The 14270-nt window shown below is 71.5% G+C and carries 13 protein-coding genes; 5 read left to right on the plus strand and 8 right to left on the minus strand.

Annotation, left to right across the window (positions count from 1 at the left end; all coding sequences use genetic code 11):
- Positions 1 to 86: 86 nt before the first annotated feature.
- Both Aco03nite_RS06565 and Aco03nite_RS06570 read left to right on the plus strand, forming a co-directional pair.
- Complete coding sequence (locus Aco03nite_RS06565) at positions 87 to 1355, plus strand: MFS transporter (RefSeq protein ID WP_203793851.1); 1269 nt, start codon at positions 87 to 89, stop codon at positions 1353 to 1355.
- Positions 1356 to 1426: 71 nt separating this feature from the next.
- The gene (locus tag Aco03nite_RS06570) at positions 1427 to 3184 is read left to right on the plus strand and encodes a glycoside hydrolase family 3 protein (protein ID WP_239144958.1); all 1758 of its coding nucleotides are present in this window, start codon (positions 1427 to 1429) and stop codon (positions 3182 to 3184) included.
- 351 nt (positions 3185 to 3535) lie between these two features.
- Here Aco03nite_RS06570 and Aco03nite_RS06575 read toward each other — a convergent pair whose 3' ends face one another.
- The 3 genes from Aco03nite_RS06575 to Aco03nite_RS06585 all read right to left on the minus strand — a co-directional run bounded on the left by Aco03nite_RS06575 (position 3536) and on the right by Aco03nite_RS06585 (position 6508).
- Positions 3536 to 5014: a DHA2 family efflux MFS transporter permease subunit gene (locus Aco03nite_RS06575; RefSeq protein ID WP_203793852.1), complete on the minus strand. Its 1479-nt coding sequence runs from the start codon at positions 5012 to 5014 to the stop codon at positions 3536 to 3538.
- A gap of 76 nt (positions 5015 to 5090) precedes the next feature.
- Positions 5091 to 5585 (minus strand): polyadenylate-specific 3'-exoribonuclease AS, encoded by a 495-nt coding sequence (locus Aco03nite_RS06580; RefSeq protein WP_203793853.1) that lies wholly within the window; start codon positions 5583 to 5585, stop codon positions 5091 to 5093.
- Between the two features lie 71 nt (positions 5586 to 5656).
- Positions 5657 to 6508 carry a phosphotransferase enzyme family protein gene (locus tag Aco03nite_RS06585; protein WP_203793854.1) on the minus strand — a complete coding sequence of 284 codons (852 nt, stop codon included), beginning with the start codon at positions 6506 to 6508 and terminating at the stop codon, positions 5657 to 5659.
- A gap of 251 nt (positions 6509 to 6759) precedes the next feature.
- Here Aco03nite_RS06585 and Aco03nite_RS06590 point away from each other — a divergent pair, with 251 nt between their 5' ends.
- Positions 6760 to 7437 (plus strand): Crp/Fnr family transcriptional regulator, encoded by a 678-nt coding sequence (locus tag Aco03nite_RS06590; protein ID WP_373872582.1) that lies wholly within the window; start codon positions 6760 to 6762, stop codon positions 7435 to 7437.
- An 11-nt stretch (positions 7438 to 7448) separates the two neighbouring features.
- Here Aco03nite_RS06590 and Aco03nite_RS06595 read toward each other — a convergent pair whose 3' ends face one another.
- Positions 7449 to 8114, minus strand: a complete 666-nt coding sequence (locus Aco03nite_RS06595; protein WP_203793856.1) for a lysophospholipid acyltransferase family protein — start codon at positions 8112 to 8114, stop codon at positions 7449 to 7451.
- A gap of 143 nt (positions 8115 to 8257) precedes the next feature.
- Here Aco03nite_RS06595 and Aco03nite_RS06600 point away from each other — a divergent pair, with 143 nt between their 5' ends.
- Together Aco03nite_RS06600 and Aco03nite_RS06605 are read left to right on the plus strand one after the other, a co-directional pair.
- A complete protein-coding gene (locus Aco03nite_RS06600; RefSeq protein WP_203793857.1) occupies positions 8258 to 9049 on the plus strand; it encodes a DUF308 domain-containing protein in 792 nt (263 codons plus the stop codon).
- Positions 9050 to 9083: 34 nt separating this feature from the next.
- Positions 9084 to 10493 carry an alpha,alpha-trehalose-phosphate synthase (UDP-forming) gene (locus Aco03nite_RS06605; RefSeq protein ID WP_203793858.1) on the plus strand — a complete coding sequence of 470 codons (1410 nt, stop codon included), beginning with the start codon at positions 9084 to 9086 and terminating at the stop codon, positions 10491 to 10493.
- Between the two features lie 10 nt (positions 10494 to 10503).
- Here Aco03nite_RS06605 and Aco03nite_RS06610 read toward each other — a convergent pair whose 3' ends face one another.
- Genes Aco03nite_RS06610 through Aco03nite_RS06625 form a run of 4 tightly spaced genes read right to left on the minus strand, consistent with a single transcriptional unit; the run spans position 10504 to position 14270 of the window.
- The gene (locus tag Aco03nite_RS06610) at positions 10504 to 11280 is read right to left on the minus strand and encodes an alpha/beta hydrolase (protein ID WP_203793859.1); all 777 of its coding nucleotides are present in this window, start codon (positions 11278 to 11280) and stop codon (positions 10504 to 10506) included.
- A complete protein-coding gene (locus tag Aco03nite_RS06615) occupies positions 11277 to 12596 on the minus strand; it encodes a flavin-containing monooxygenase (RefSeq protein ID WP_203793860.1) in 1320 nt (439 codons plus the stop codon). Before Aco03nite_RS06615 ends, Aco03nite_RS06610 begins: the two co-directional genes overlap by 4 nt.
- A gap of 25 nt (positions 12597 to 12621) precedes the next feature.
- Positions 12622 to 13293 (minus strand): endonuclease/exonuclease/phosphatase family protein, encoded by a 672-nt coding sequence (locus tag Aco03nite_RS06620; RefSeq protein WP_203793861.1) that lies wholly within the window; start codon positions 13291 to 13293, stop codon positions 12622 to 12624.
- Positions 13294 to 13322: 29 nt separating this feature from the next.
- A complete protein-coding gene (locus Aco03nite_RS06625) occupies positions 13323 to 14270 on the minus strand; it encodes an ROK family glucokinase (protein WP_203793862.1) in 948 nt (315 codons plus the stop codon).

Genomic DNA, 14270 nt, shown 5'->3' on the forward strand with positions numbered 1-14270 from the left:
AACTCGATACCTTCGGAAACAAGGCGTTAACAAACCACCGGTGCCGGCCCGGTGGACTCCCGTTACTTCTTTTCTCGAGGTGTGCGATGACGACTGTCGAACCCCGTCCGCCGGCCACCGTCCCGGTAGCACCGAACGCACCCACCAGACTGATCGTCGCGATGGCGCTCGCCATGTTCGGTGCCTACCTGGCGATCCTCACCCCGGTCATCGTCACCATGTCGATCCGGGTCGCGCAGATCGCCCCGGACGACAAGGCCGCCGCCCTCGGCACGGTCCTGTCGGTCGGCGCCGTCCTCGCGCTGATCGGCAACCCGTTCTTCGGGGCCATGTCCGACCGCACCACCTCCCGGTTCGGGCGACGGCGGCCGTGGCTGATCGGCGGCATGCTGCTCGGGTTCGCCGGCCTGCTGATCGTCGCGACCGGCGGCACCATCGCGGTGCTGACAGTCGGCTGGGCGATCGCCCAGCTCGGCATCAACGCCACCCTGGCCACGCTGTTCGCGCTGATGCCCGACCAGATCCCGGCCCAGCAGCGCGGCAGGGTCAGCGGCATCCTCGGCCTGATGACGTCGGCGGCGATCCTCGGCGGCACCGCCCTGGCCGCCGTGCTGGCCGGCAACACCCTGCTGATGTTCGTGGTCCCGGCCCTGATCGGCATCGCCACGGTGGGCCTGCTGGTCGCGATCCTCAAGGACCGCCCGGCCGAGAAGGGCCACTTCGCGCCCTACCGGGTCAAGGAGTTCCTGCACACCTTCTACGTCAACCCGCGGCAGCACCCGGACTTCGTCTGGAACATCGTCAGCCGGTTCCTGATCTGGATGGGCCTGGCCTCGGTCACCACCTACCAGGCGTACCTGCTGATCGATCGGTTCGGCTACACCACCGACACCGTCGCCGGCGGCATCCTGGTCGCCACCCTGGTCAGCACCGCCGGTCTGGTCATCGGCTCGTCGGTCGGCGGCACGCTCTCCGACAAGCTCGGGCGGCGCAAGCCGTTCGTGCTCGGCGCCGGCATCGTGCTCGCGATCTCCCTCGCGCTGATCGCGTTCGCCGGCAGTTTCCCGGTCTTCCTCGCCGCGTCCGCGATCTACGGCCTCGGCCAGGGCGTCTACCTCGCCGTCGACCTGGCGCTCGCCACCGACGTGCTGCCCGACCCGGACGACGCCGCCAAGGACATGGGCGTGCTCAACATCGCCAACGCGCTGCCGCAGTCGCTGGTCCCGATCCTGGCCGCCCCGATCCTCGCCATCGGCAGCAGCACCAACTCCAACTACAGCCTGCTGTTCCTGTGCGGCGCGGCCGTCGCCCTGGTCGGCGCGGTCCTGGTCCGGATGGTCCGCGGCGCCCGCTGAGAAGGCGTTGCCTGCTGAGAAGGCGGTGCCTGCTGAGCGACGCGGCGCCCGCTGAAGGAGCTGAGAAGAACGTGGAGAACCCGATGAACCCGTACCAGAACCCTGCTCTTCCGATCGAGGAAAGGGTCACCGACCTGCTCTCCCGCCTCACCCTGGCGGAGAAGGCGGGACTGATGTTCCACACCATGGTCGGGGTCGACCCGGACGGCACCTTCGCCGACGGCACCGAGATGATGCTGTCGGCGCGGGACCTGATCGCCGGGAAGCTGATCAACCACGTCAACATCCTGACGTCCGCGCCGGTCCCGCCGCAGCGGCTGGCCGAGTGGCACAACCGGATCCAGGAGCTGGCCGCCGGCGTCGGCAACGGCATCCCGGTCACCGTCTCCACCGACCCCCGGCACGGTGTGATCGACAACCCCGCGGCGTCCGCGTCGGCCGGCGGTTTCTCCGCGTGGCCCGAGCCGATCGGGCTGGGGGCGACCAAGGACCCCGCGGCGGTACGCCGATTCGCCGACGTGGTCCGCCAGGAGTACCTGGCCACCGGCATCCGGGTGGCCCTGCACCCGATGGCCGACCTGGCCACCGAACCGCGCTGGGCCCGCGGCAACGGCACTCTGGGGTCGGACGCCGACATGGTGTCCGCGATGATCCGCGAGTACGTCCTGGGGCTGCAGGGCGACACCCTCGGCCCGGACAGCGTCGCCGCGATGGTGAAGCACTTCCCCGGCGCAGGCCCGCAGATGAACGGGGAGGACGCGCACTTCCACTACGGACGGGAGCAGGTCTACCCGGGTGGCATGTGGGAGTACCACCTCAAGCCGTTCGAGGCGGCGTTCGAGGCCGGGGTCGCGCAGGTGATGCCGTACTACGGGATGCCGGTCGGCACCGAGCACGAGGAGGTCGGCTTCAGCTTCAGCCACGGCATCATCGAGGGCCTGTTGCGGCAGCGGTACGGCTTCGACGGCGTGGTCTGCACCGACTGGGGCCTGGTCACCGACGCCGTCATCATGGGCTCCGACATGCCGGCCCGGGCCTGGGGTGTCGAGCACCTGGACCGGCACGCCCGGGTGCTGAGGATCCTGGAGGCGGGCGCCGACCAGCTCGGCGGCGAGAACTGCCCGGAGCTGATCGTCGACCTGGTGACCGACGGCCGGATCAGCGAGGCCCGGATCGACGTGTCGGTGCGCCGGATCCTGCGGGACAAGTTCCGGCTCGGCCTGTTCGACGAGCGCCGTCTCGTCGACGTCGCCGCGGCCGGCCGGATCGCCGGGCAGCCCGCCTTCCGGTCGGCCGGCCTGGACGCCCAGCGCCGCTCGATCGTCGTCCTGGACGCGGCGGGCACGCTGCCGCTGACCGAGGGCTGCTCCGTCTACCTGGACGGGGTCGACCCGGCGGTGGCGGCCGGCTACGCGAAGGTGGTCGACGATCCGGCACAGGCCGACGTGGCGATCGTCCGCAAGGCCGCCCCGTTCGATCCGCGCGGCGGCGGGTTCGAGGCGTTCTTCCACGCCGGGCGGCTGGAGTGGACGCCCGATGAGCTGGCACCGGTGCTGGAACTGTCGGCCGGCCTGCCGACCGTGGTCGACGTCTGGCTGGACCGGCCGGCCGTCCTCACCCCGCTGCTCGGGCGCACGGCGCTGACCGGCAGTTTCGGGTCCGGTGACGAGGCGCTGCTGGACGTGTTGTTCGGCCGCTCCCCCGCCACCGGGACGCTGCCGTTCGAGCTGCCGTCGTCGATGGCCGAGGTGGCGGCGTCCCGCGAGGACGTGCCCAACGACACCGCCAACCCGCTTTTCCGGTACGGCCACGGAGTCCCGCTCCCCTGAGCCGCCCCGGATTTCCCGGCGGCGGACGGCGGCCGCCCCGCGGTGTGAACCGCAGCCGCCCGGCGGTGCGGAGCGCATCCACACGGCAGCCGCCCGGCGGTGCGGAGCGCATCCACACGGCGGCCGCTCGCCGGTGCGGATCGCATCCGCCCGGCGGTCGCGGGGTGACCGGAAGGGGTCGCCTGCCGCGCGGGGTGGCCACGGGCGGTGTAACCACGGGAGCGATGGTTCGGCCGGTGAGGTGCTATTCGTAGCGAAGCCGCGAAGTTGATCTTCTGCCCTTGACCCGTTCTATTCAAATGACGCAGCCCCGGCCGGAAATGATCGGCCGGGGCTGCGTCAGGTCTCGGGTCAGTGGGCCATCGCCCGGGGAGCGTCCGGGTCCACCGTGAGGGGGCCGGTGCGGAAGAGCAGCGCGCCGACCACGGCGGCCAGGACGAAGAAGCCGGCCGACCAGAAGAAGACCGTGTGGTAGCTCTCCAGCGCGGCCTGGGCCTGGGTGAGCTGCGAGGCGGTCCTGCCCACCAGGTAGTCCTCGGCGGCCGTGGCGGCGAAGGAGCTGAGCAGCGCGGTGCCGATCGAGCCACCGATCTGCTGCACCGTGTTGATCATCGCGGAGGCCACGCCGGCGTCGCTGTGTGCCACGCCCGAGGTGGCGGCGTTCTGGGTCGGCGCGAAGACCAGGCCCAGGCCAAGACCGATGATGATCAGGCCGGGCAGGACTCCGGTGACGTAGGTGGAGTCCAGTTCCAGGCGGGTCAGGAACAGCATGCCGCCGGCCGCCATCAAGGCGCCGACCGGGACCAGCGGGCGCGGGCCGATCTTCGGGGCCAGCATCGAGCCGGCGGTGGTGGCGGTCAGCATGACCGAGCCGAGCATCGGCAGGAACGCCAGACCGGTCTGGATCGGGGTGAACTGCAGGATGCCGGCCAGGTAGTAGGTGAGGAAGAGGAAGATGCCGAACATGCCGGCGCCGGCGATCGCGATCGAGGCGTACGAGCCGCCGCGGTTGCGGTCCAGGACGACGCGCAGCGGGAGCAGCGGGTGGGCGGCGCGGCGCTCGATGAAGACGAAGGCGATCAGCAGGATCACACCGGCCGCGATCGGGCCGAGGGTCATCGCGTCGGTCCAGCCGTCGGTCTCGGCGTTGCCCAGGCCGTAGACCAGGGCGACCAGGCCGGACACGGCGGTGATGGTGCCGGGCACGTCGATCCGGCCGTGGGCGCGGACCGGCTCGTCGGTGAGCTTGGCGAAGGCGCCGGCCACCGCGATCGCGGCGATCACCAGGTTGACGTAGAGGCACCAGCGCCACGAGACGTACTCGGTGAGGACGCCGCCGAGCAGCAGGCCGATGCCGCCGCCGGCACCGGAGATGGCGCCGAAGATGCCGAACGCCTTGCCGCGCTCGGCCGGCTCGGTGAACGTGGTGGACAGCAGCGACAGGGCGGCCGGGGCCAGCGCCGCGCCGAACGCGCCCTGCAGCGCGCGGGCGAAGATCAGCAGTTCCAGGTTCTGGGCGGCGCCGCCGAGCGCCGAGGCGAGGGCGAACCCGACCAGGCCGATGACGAACATCCGCTTGCGGCCGAAAAAGTCGGAGAGCCGGCCGCCGAGCAGCAGCAGGCTGCCGAAGGCGAGGGCGTAACCGGTCACCACCCACTGCCGGCCGAAGTCGTCGAAGCCGAGGTCGGCCTGGGCGGTGGGCAGCGCGATGTTCACGATGGTGGCGTCCAGCACCACCATGAGCTGGGCCAGCGCCAGGACCACCAGGGCCCACCAGCGGCCGGTGTCCCGTCCGGCGGATGTCGGCCGTTCGACGACGGTGCTGCTCATTGTTGTTCCGGGCCTTCCGTGGCTGGGGCGTGGTTCCACTCCAGTCGGCAGGCCGGTCATCCGGCTGAGGGATGCGTCAGTCTTTTTGTGTCATCCGGTTCCACCGGGCCAGGTTGTGTTTCGCGTCGACCAGGGCGTCGTGCCGGCCGGCCATCTCCGGCAGGTGCGGGCGGCCCAGGTCGTCCCACTTCTGGCGCAGATCCTTGGTGAAGCGGGGGATCTCCCGGGGCAGCGCCGGCATGGCGCCCCACAGCTGGGCCAGGGCGACGTGGTCGTACGCCGCGTACCAGGCCCAGAGCTCCATCTGCTCGCCGCGGCCGCGGATCGGCTCGATCAGGAACTCGTACAGGTCCTCGCGGATCCGCTCCCGGCTGCGCCAGGACTTGTCGGACGGCGAGGGCAGCTTGTCGAGCACGTTGCGCCGCACCCAGGGCACGGCGCGAGAGTCGTCGAACTCGGTGCTGACCGCGTAGAACTCGCGGCCGAACTCGTCGACGACACCGATCGAGACCAGGTCGACGATCCGACCGTCCTCGATGAATTCACAGTCATAGAAATAGCGATAAACCACCGCCGACCTCCCCACCCTCCACCCGTAAAGAGGATGAAGAACTCCTTATGGATCAGTTTCCCCTACGCCGATCAGGAGGTCTCCGTCAGGGCCGCCCGTGCCAGCATCAGACCCTCCGGGCAGTCGTGGCGGGCGGACCGGTCGGCCAGCACCGCCCAGCGCAGCCGCAGCAGCACCGGCAGCGCGGCCTCCACCTCGTCGGCGCTGACCGGCCCGGCGCCCAGGTAACCGGCCACCAGCTCGGCGGCGTGCTCCGGCCCGCCGGCGTAGGCGACCGCGGCGGCCAGGTCGTAGACCAGCGGCCCGGTGCCGCTGGCCCCGCAGTGCAGCGGCCCGGAGCGTCCGGTCGCCGGATCGATCGCGAAGACGTCCGGGGCCGGGTCGCCGTGCAGCACGCCGTAGGTGAGCTGATCGGTCACGGTCAGCCGGGTGACGGCCCCGACCGCGCCGGCCACCGCGTCCCGCACCCACGGCTCGGCGTCCAGGTGCCCGGCGTCCGGATCGGGCATCTGGACCGGGCGCAGGCCGGAGTGCCGGAAACCGCGCAGTGCCCGGTGCACGGCGCCCAGCCGCTCGCCCCACCACTGCTGGTCCACCGGATCCCGCCCGTCCAGGCAGCGCCCGGGCAGCCGGCGCAGGACCGCGAGCACCCCCTGCGGTACGACCACGGTCAGCGCCCCGCCGAGGGTGCGGACCGGGGCTCCCGCGTCGATCCGCGCGCCGAGCAGGTGCTGGGCCGCGGCGAGCCCGGCCTCGACCGACTGCCGGGCGGCACTCTCGGCGAGGCGGGCCACGTACCGGGCGCCGCCCGCGGTGAAGTCCCATCCACACGACATCAGGACCAACGGAAGTCCGGTCAATTCGGACGGAACGAGGTGCCACTGGTCGCGCAGCACCGATCGAAGGAATTCGTCATCCGGCACCGCGGGATTATCTCGACACAAGCCACCAAAGCGACGGACAACCGGGGCGACAGTCACTCAGCGAGATAGACGGTTTACAGAACGCTACCGAAGGGACATGATCGTACGGAGCGTGTTTCGATGTCCGTTTTCTAAATGGCGCCGCGAGCGCGCTTCATGCTAAGAGTGATCGTTCGCGTCCTGGGGCCGACGCAGACCGGAGTCCGATCGCGGTCCCCACCGGGGGAGGGATCAACGCCGTGGACCATCGCATGCCGGATCCCGGCGACGCGCTGACTGGCGTGGACATGTTCGCCGGGCTGGAGCCGGAGGTGCGCCAGCGGGTCATCGCCGCGGCCGTTCCGCGCCACTACCGCAAGGGGCAGATCCTCTTCGTCGAGCACGACCCCGGCGATTCCCTGATCATCATGAAACGGGGCGCCGTCGCCGTCTTCCGCACCGCGCCGACCGGGGAGCGCGCCGTGCTGACCGTGGTCCGACCACCGGACGTCCTCGGTGAGGTGTCCCTGCTGGACGCGTCGACCCGCAGCGCGTCCGCCGAGGCCATCGAGGACTCCCAGGCGCTGTCGCTGTCCCGGGTCGCCTTCATGGAGCTGGTGCACTCCAACCCGCGCATCCTGGACGCGGTGATGCGCTCGGTCGGCGGCCTGATCCGCCGGCTCACCGAGCAGAACGCCGATCACGTCTTCCTCGACCTGCCCGGCCGGGTGGCCAAGACCCTGGTCCGGCTCTCCGGGGAGAGCCAGGCGCCGATGATCACCATCGAGCTGAACCAGAGTCAGCTGGCCGAGATGGCCGGCGGCTCCCGGCAGAGCGTCAACCAGGCGATCGGCTCGTTCGCGAGCCGTGGCTGGCTGCGCACCGAGGGCCGGCGCATCGTGGTCACCGATGTGCAGGCCCTGCGGCGGCGCGCCGGGATGCAGGGCTGAGGGTCAGGCCGTCATTTCCGGGTCGAGGCGTAGACGTCGACGTACTCGCGGCCGGACAGCGCCATGAGCTCGTACATGATCTCGTCGGTGATCGCTCTCTCGACGAAGCGGTCACCGCGCTGGTCGGCGTAGCGGGAGAAGTCCAGCGGCGCGCCGACCCGGATCCGGACCCGCTTGACCGACCACATCATCGCGCCGGTCGGCTGGATCTCGTCGGTGTTGAGCAGCGCCACCGGCACCACCGGGGCGCCGCTCTCCAGGGCCAGCCGGGCGACGCCGGTCTTGCCGCGGTAGAGCCGCCCGTCCGGCGAGCGGGTGCCCTCCGGATAGATGCCGGCGACGTTGCCCTCGCGCAGCACCCGCAGCAGCGTGTCCAGAGCCGCCTGGGCCGCCTCGCCGCCCGAACGGTCCACCGGGATCGTCCCGGCGCCGGTGAAGAACATCCGGGAGAACCACCCCTTGATCCCCTTGCCGGTGAAGTATTCGGCTTTGGCGACGAAGGTCACCTTTCGCTTCATGATCAGCGGGGTGAAGATCGAGTCGGAGAACGAGAGATGGTTGCAGGCCAGAATCACCGGCCCGGACCGGGGCACGTTCCTCAGGCCCTCCACCTTGGGACGGAAGAGCAGTCTCAGGAGCGGTCCGAGGAGCACCAACTTCAGCATCCAGTAGAACACTGACGTCCTTTCGACTTCGGGCCTCCGCGGGTCCGGGGCGACAGGAAGCGTACGAAGCGGGGGCGGCGCGCCACAACGCACTCCCGCAACAGGTGCCTGCCGTGTCACCATTCAAGGCACGGTCGGCAAGGGGGTGTGCATCGGTGACAGCGGGTGGCGCCCGTCGCGGGCGGCGCGACAACGGGCTCGACGCCGCCGACTACGCGGCGGCAGGCGACGTGGATCCACGCATCGGTGAGCATCTGCTCGACGTGCTGGCGGCCGGGGGCATAGCGGCCTACCTGCAGCCCACGGCCGATCTCAATCCGATCCTGCGGGCGACCACGCTGCCCGCACGGCCGATCGATCGGCTGTTCGTGGACCGGACCCATCTGGAGACCGCCAAGGAGCACCTGCAGAAGGTGACCGGCGGCGTTCCGCCGACCCCACCGGCTCCCGCGGCGCCCGCGCCTCGGCCACAGGCCGAGGTGGACGAGGAGTGGGCCCGGATCATCGCGGGTTTCCACACCACGGTCGAGACGGAGAAGCCACCGTGGCCGGCGGCCGAGGACAGCCCCCGCCACGAGGAGCCCCGTCCGGTCGCCGAGGAGAACCCGCCGCACAACCGGCGGCGCACCGATCCGAAGGAGGAGCCGTCGCTCCTCTACGGACTCGACACGTTCGGCACCGATCTGCCCGACGAGAAGGACGAGGACGAGCGATACGTCCCGCCCCCACCCCCACCCCTGCCCCACATCTCGAAGTACGCCGTGCTGGGCATCCTGGGCGTCGTGGTCGGTTTCCTGTTGCTGGTCTTCCCCGGCCTGGTGCCGATCGACTCGTTCACGGTCTCGGTGCTGGGTTTCGCCGCGATCGTCGGCGGGGCGGTCACACTGGTCTGGCGGCTGCGCTCCGGTGACGACGACGACGAATTCGACGACGGCGCCGTCGTATAGACAATCTTGGGTGTCCGACCGATAACCTACGGTGATGCGTCAGAGTTCGCTCGTCGTCATCGCCAACCGCCTGCCGCTGGATGACAGCGCCGCCCCCGACGGAGCCTGCGAGTGGCGCCGCAGCCCCGGCGGCCTGGCCAGCGCCCTGCACGCGATCCTGGAACAGACCCCGGCGACCTGGGTCGGCTGGGGTGGCGGCGTCGGCCCGGCGCCCGCCCTGCCGGACATCGGCAGCCTGCGCCTGCGGCCGGTCCCGCTGACCGAGGACGAGCTGCGCGGCTACTACGAGGGGTTCGCCAACTCGACCCTGTGGCCGCTCTACCACGACGCGGTGCAGCAGCCCACGTTCGACCGGGGCTGGTGGGAGACGTACCGGACGGTCAACCAGCGGTTCGCCGAGGCGGCCGCCGAGGTCGCCGAGCCCGGAGCCGCCGTCTGGGTGCAGGACTACCACCTGCAGCTGGTCCCCGGGATGCTCCGGGAGTTGCGGCCGGACGTGATGATCGGCTTCTTCATGCACGTGCCGTTCCCGCCGCCGGAGCTCTACATGCAGCTCCCCCGCCGGGTCGAGCTGCTGCGCGGCATGCTCGGCGCGGACCTGGTCGGGTTCCAGCGCGAACAGGCCGCCCACAACGTCGCCCAGCTGGCCGTCAAACTGCTCGGCGCGGAGGTCGCCGGCGACACCATCACGGTCGACGGGCGGACCGTGCACACCGGCGCCTTCCCGGTCTCCATCGACGTCACCGAGATGCGCGCGCTGGCCGCCCGGCCGGACGTGGTCACCCAGGCCGAACAGCTGCGGGACAGCCTCGGCCGGCCGAAACGGGTGCTGCTCAGCGTCGACCGGCTGGACTACACCAAGGGCATCGAGCACCGGCTCACCGCGTACCGCGAACTGCTCCGCGACGGCCACGTCAAGGTCCGCGACACGGTGCTGGTGCAGGTGGCGGTGCCCAGCCGGGAACGGGTGGAGAGCTACCGGGAGCTGAAGGACCGGATCGAGGCCGAGGTCGGCCGGATCAACGGCGAGTTCGGCCGGGTCGGCGAGCCGGCCATCCACTACCTGAACCAGCCGTTCAGCCGGTCCCAGCTGGCCGCCCTCTACCGGACCGCCGACGTGATGGTGGTGACCCCGCTGCGGGACGGGATGAACCTGGTCGCCAAGGAGTTCGTGGCGGCCCGCGAGGACGGCGCCGGCGCGCTGGTGCTCAGCGAGTTCACCGGCGCCGCCGCCGAGTTGGCACAGGCCTTCCTGGTGAACCCGCACGACGTCGACGGCCTCAAGGACACCCTGCTGCAGGCCATGGAGACGGACCCCGCCGACCTGCGCGCCCGGATGTCGGCGATGCGGCAGCACCTGGCCGACCACGACATCCTGGCGTGGGCCCGCGCCTACCTGTCCGCGCTGGACCACACCGGACGGCTGGCCGAGTCCCTGCCCTGAGCCCCGATCGTCAGCGGGCCGGCGTCTGCTTGCCCAGCCAGTCCAGGATCGCGTCGATCGGCTCCTGCCAGCTCGTCTCCAGCATCAGGTAATGGCCCATGCCGGGGAACAGCAGCGGCGCGCCGCCGTACCGGGCCGCCGCCTTGTCCAGCTCGGGCCGCCGCACCACCCGGTCGTCCGGGCTGCCCACCACCAGGGTGGGCGGTCCGCCGACCGGTTCCGGCAGGGCGTCCCGGCCGAACAGCTCGGCCCGCGGCCGGGCCCCGATCCGCTCCAGGTGGGCCTGCGCCTGTTCGGCCGGCAGCCCCGGGCCGAACAGCTGCTTCGCGGAGAACCGCAGCGGCCCGCCGAACAGCGCCGGAATCGTCCCGGCCGGGTTGCCGCGCAGCGCCGCACCGAGCGCCGCCCAGCCGTCCAGCACCGGCGACACCAGCACCGCGGCCCGGGCCGGATAGCGGCCCAGCGCGCGAGCCACCACCCGGGCGCCGGTCCCGTGCCCGATCAGCACCGTCTGGCGGGGCAGCGCGGCCGCGGTCTGCACCACGTCGTGCGCCTGGGCCCGCAGGTCACCGCCGGGGCGCGGGGTCACCGCATGCGACGGCCAGCCCCGCGACGCGGCATGCGCCAGCCAGTGCTCGGTGAAGGCCCAACCCCCATGACCCATTCCCGGTACGAACAACAGCGGTGGCCGCTCGCCGTCGTCCTCCTCCGGCAGGCGTGACACGACCTCACGATCACCTGCCGGTACGGGGTCCGACCAGTCCTGGAAGCGAAGGATCTCGCTCACTTGACGCTCTCCATACGATTCAGCAGGCTCTCGACGGCCCGCAGGTAGTCGACGTGGCCGACCTCGAACCAGTAGCGGCGGGTCGGCACCACCTTGCGCCGGGACCACGACTCCAGCGGCCGCTCGGACTCCTCACGCTGGACCGCGGTGGCCTTCTCCGGGTCGCGGGCGCGCAGTTTCAGCCAGCGGGCCACCGCGACGCTCTGCCAGTGGGCGATCGGGAACAGACCGCTGTCCGGCTGGACCAGACCGACCACGGCCAGCGTCGGATGCCGCCGGGCGAACGTGTGCAGGTGCAGGTCCGGGCGGCCGTGCTCGTCGGCGTCGAGCAGTTCCGGGGCGGCGAAGTCGAACCGTGGCCGGTACCCGGTCGCGGTGATCACCAGCTGCGGCTCGATGATCCGGCCGTCGGCCAGCGTCACCTCGGTGCCGTCCCAGCCGGTCACGTCCGGCACCGGCATGATCCGGCCGTGCCCCAGATAGTGCGGCAGCAGGCCGTTGACCACCGGGTTGCTCTCGAACGGGGTGTGCTCCGGCGCCGGCATCCCCCATCGGGTCAGGTCGGCGGCGACCCGGCGGTTGCGGCGGCGGCGCAGCCAGGACGGCGCCCGCTCGTTGGCCAGCTGGTCGGCGGGACGGCTGCCCACGTACTTCGGGGCGAACCAGTAACCGCGCCGGGTCGAATGCCACACCTGATCGGCGTGCTGGGCGGCCTCCACCGCCAGGTCACAGCCGGTGTTGCCGCCACCGATCACCAGGACCCGCTTGCCGCGCAGCCGGGCCGGATCCTTGTACGCGCTGGAGTGGATCACCTGGCCGAGGAAGTCCCCGGGGATCTCCGGTTGCACCGGCGCCCAGTTGTGCCCGTTGGCGATCACCACGGCGGCGTACCGCTGCACCCGGGAGGAGCCGCCGCCGGTGGACCGGATGGTCACGTCCCAGCGGCCGTCCGCGACCGGGACGATGCTCACGACCTCCATGCCGTACCAGATGTGCTCGCCCAGCCCGAAATGCCTCGCGTACCGCTCCAGGTACTCCAGCACCTGCTGGTGGTGCGGGTAGTCGGGCCAGGTGTCCGGCATCGGGAAGTCCGGGAACTCGGTCAGCGGGCGGGACGAGACGAGATAGGTGCCGGCGTAGACCGGGCTGCGGTCGTGGCGCCAGTTCCAGGCGCCGCCGACCGAGGTCTCACGCTCGTAGCAGTCCACCGCGAAGCCCTGCTCGCGGAGGTTCTTGATGGCGGTCAGGCCGCTGGCGCCGGCACCGACGACGCAGACGGCGTCACCACGGTCACCGAGGTCCGGGGAGTCTTGCACCCGGCGATCCTTGCAGACGGCGCGCCTAGGAGGAAGGGAGCAAAAGGTCCACCACGAGCGGTAAATGATCACTCGCTGCGCGTGCCCGATCGGAAGCGACGATCTCGTAACGTTCGATGGCTACGTCCGGGCTGACAAAAAGCCCGTCGATGCACCGGGCCGGCTCCCGCGCCGGGAACGTCGGCACGTCGCCGGCCGCCCCGGACAGGCCGTCCGCCACCATCCGCCAGGCGCTGCCGCCCGGGCCCTCGTTCAGATCGGCGGCCACCACCAGCGGGCCCTTGACCTGATCCAACTCGGTCTTCCAGAAAGCGGCCTGGGACGGGCGCTCGGCCGGATCGGTGGCCAGATGCGAGCCGGACACGGTGAACCGGGCGCCGTGCACCTCACCCTCGGCGAACGCGGCGCCCCGCAGGTGCCGGCCCGGCGTCAGCGGATAACGCAGACACCAGGACCGGTGCACCCGCACCCGCAGGTTCACCAGCAGCAGATTGCCCAGCGAGTGCAGCCCGCCCTCGGCCACCACCAGACCGCAGTCGGCGGCCAGGTGCGCGCACTTCTGCCGCCACCCGAACCGGCGCGGCGCCTCCTGCACCACCAGGACGTCCGGGGCCAGCTCCCGGACCAGGCCGGTCAGCGCGGCCCGGTCGTCGCGCAGGCCGTGCACGTTCCAGCTGACCACCCGTAACGGAACCATTCCCCGGCCCCTCTTCCCGGCCTCTCGCCTCAGACCACTCGGGCCAGGTCGGCGGCGCCGACCACGCCGGCGTCGTTGCCCATCAGGGCGGCGTGGACATCGGCCACCGGGAACCGGTTCCGGTTGGCCAGCTGCTCCCGGTAGGCCCGCTCGATCGGGCCCATCAGCAGCGGGCCCGCGTCGATCACGCCGCCGCCGATCACCATGATCTCCGGGTCCAGGCTCTGCGCGAGATCCGCCAGGCCCACCCCCAGCCAGTAGCCGACCTGGGCGAACGCGTCCATCGCCACCCCGTCGCCGGCCCGGGCCGCCTCGGTGATCTGCCGGCCGGTGATCGCCAGCGCGTCGCCGCCGGCCAGCTCGAGCAGCTTCGCCGCCCGGTCCGGTTCCTGCCGCGCGCCGGCCCGGCCGAACCGGACCAGGGCGTTGCCACTGGCGTACTGCTCCAGGCAGCCCAGCCGGCCGCAGCCGCACGGATGCCCGTCCGGCACCGACTGGATGTGGCCCAGCTCGGCGGCGATGCCGTGCGCGCCGTGCCACAACTTGCCGTTGATCACCACGGCGCCGCCGATCCCGGTGCCCACGGTGATCATCACCATCGAGTCGGCGTTCTTCGCGACCCCGAACCGGAACTCGGCCCAGCCGGCCACGTTGGCGTCGTTGTCCAGCACCACCGGCAGACCGGTCGCCTTGCTGACGTACGCCTGCAGCGGCTCGTCCCGCCAGGCCAGGTTCGGCGCGAACAGCACCGTCGACCCGGTGGCGTCGATCCACGCGGCGGCGCCGATCCCGATCGCGGTCGCCTCCGGGTACTGCGCCGCCAGCTCGGCCGCCACCTCGACGATCGTGTCCCGGGTGCCGGCCTGGTCCTCGGCCGGCGTCGGCCGCCGGTTCGCGGCGAGCACGGTGCCGTGCTCGTCGACCACAGCGCCGGCCACCTTGGTGCCACCCACGTCGATTCCGATGGTCAGCGTCAC

Source organism: Actinoplanes couchii (assembly GCF_016862075.1).
GTDB classification, from domain to species: Bacteria; Actinomycetota; Actinomycetes; order Mycobacteriales; family Micromonosporaceae; genus Actinoplanes; species Actinoplanes couchii.

Coding starts and splice junctions, on each gene's coding strand:
- Aco03nite_RS06565 (WP_203793851.1), top strand. CDS start 87: ATGACGACTGTCGAACCCCGTCCGCCGGCCACCGTCCCGGTAGCACCG.
- Aco03nite_RS06575 (WP_203793852.1), bottom strand. CDS start 5,014: ATGAGCAGCACCGTCGTCGAACGGCCGACATCCGCCGGACGGGACACC.
- Aco03nite_RS06590 (WP_373872582.1), top strand. CDS start 6,760: ATGCCGGATCCCGGCGACGCGCTGACTGGCGTGGACATGTTCGCCGGG.
- Aco03nite_RS06605 (WP_203793858.1), top strand. CDS start 9,084: ATGCGTCAGAGTTCGCTCGTCGTCATCGCCAACCGCCTGCCGCTGGAT.
- Aco03nite_RS06620 (WP_203793861.1), bottom strand. CDS start 13,293: ATGGTTCCGTTACGGGTGGTCAGCTGGAACGTGCACGGCCTGCGCGAC.